Genomic DNA, 1,353 nt, shown 5'->3' on the forward strand with positions numbered 1-1,353 from the left:
GGGGAGAATGTATGGTCCGCCCCTGTGGTGCAAGTGCCTTGAGCCGTGACGGGGACAGGATTGCGTTAATGTATCCGACCTCTGTTTGGTGGGGTCGTCATGGACGGCCCCGGGCCATGATGGAGATCCGCGCATACCGTTCCTGACTAGGGTATTGACCTCTGTTCGGGCCGCTTCTCCCCCTAGGCTCTCGGTATGCCGCTAACCTGTTTCCGCCATCAATCAACGGCGCTTGCATTCACTCGGTGGGACTCAACCTCTTGAAAATGGTTGTTGTTTGTTCCCTTGAAACCTGTGCTTAGGCGCCCATCAGCTGCGCCTTGAAGGGTGTATTGTGACGCAGCACGGCATGGACGATCCGCGCCATCTTGTTGGCCAGCGCCACGGCCGCCACGTTGGGGTGTTTGCGCGCGGTGACTCGTTCGACCCAACGCCTGAGCCCATCATCCTCGCTACGTTTGCTGGCCACGCGCAGTACGGCACGGGCGCCATGGATGAGCAGCATGCGTAGGTGTGCGTTGCCCCGCTTGCCGATCCCGAGCAATCGGGTTTGGCCACCGGTACTGTATTGTCGGGGCACCAAACCCATCCAGGCCGCCAGATCCCGGCCTTTGCGAAAGGTACTGGCGTCGCCGATGCCGGAGATCAGCGCCGTCGCAATGACGGGGCCAATCCCGGGAATGCTCAGCAGTAGTTGTGTCTGCGGATCCGCGTGTGCATGGGTTTCGAGCTCGCTATCGAGCCTCTTGAGCCGCTTGTCCAGCCGCGTGATGTCGTCCCACAGTTCGACGATAAGCTCACGCAGCCGATCCGGCAGTTCATTCTCAGCATCCTCGAGCACACACGGCAGTTGCCTGCGCAATTGGGACAGGCTCTTCGGGATGGTGATCCCGAATTCCAGCAGCATGGCGCGAATCCGATTGGCCAGGGCTGTACGCTCTCCGATCCAAGCGCTGCGCTGCCGGTGCAGGAGTTGCAGGGCCTGGCGATCGGCCGGCTTCACCGGCACCGAGCGCATGGTGGGCCGGGTGGATGCTTCGGCGATGGCCTCAGCGTCGGCAAAGTCGTTTTTCTGGGACTTCACGTAAGCCTTGACGTACTGACCCGGCAGTAGCCGAGCCTCGTGATCGAAGGATTGAGCCTTGCGGCCAACGAAATGGGCGCCCGCGCACGCTTCGGTGGCCACCCGGGCCGGGGGCGTATTCGCCAGAAACTGTATGAGGCCCGAACGCGAGTAGGCCCTGCGAAACTTTACATGACCTCGCTCATCCAGGGCGCATACATGGAATTTGCTCTTGCCAATGTCGATGCCAATGGTTGAAATGGACATGGTTCGGCCCTCCTGATGTTGCT

At 60.9% G+C, this 1,353-nt stretch carries 1 protein-coding gene; it reads right to left on the reverse strand.

What is annotated here, in order from left to right:
* Nucleotides 1-298 precede the first annotated feature (298 nt).
* Complete coding sequence (locus tag LPW30_RS15850) at nucleotides 299-1,330, reverse strand: IS110 family RNA-guided transposase (RefSeq protein WP_239681360.1); 1,032 nt, start codon at nucleotides 1,328-1,330, stop codon at nucleotides 299-301.
* Nucleotides 1,331-1,353 lie beyond the last annotated feature (23 nt).

The sequence above is a fragment of the Ectothiorhodospira variabilis genome, from assembly GCF_022227625.1.
In the GTDB taxonomy this organism is placed as follows: Bacteria; Pseudomonadota; Gammaproteobacteria; order Ectothiorhodospirales; family Ectothiorhodospiraceae; genus Ectothiorhodospira; species Ectothiorhodospira haloalkaliphila.

Bases quoted from the DNA above. Each gene is read 5' to 3' on its own strand.
- LPW30_RS15850 (WP_239681360.1), bottom strand. From the start codon at position 1,330: ATGTCCATTTCAACCATTGGCATCGACATTGGCAAGAGCAAATTCCAT.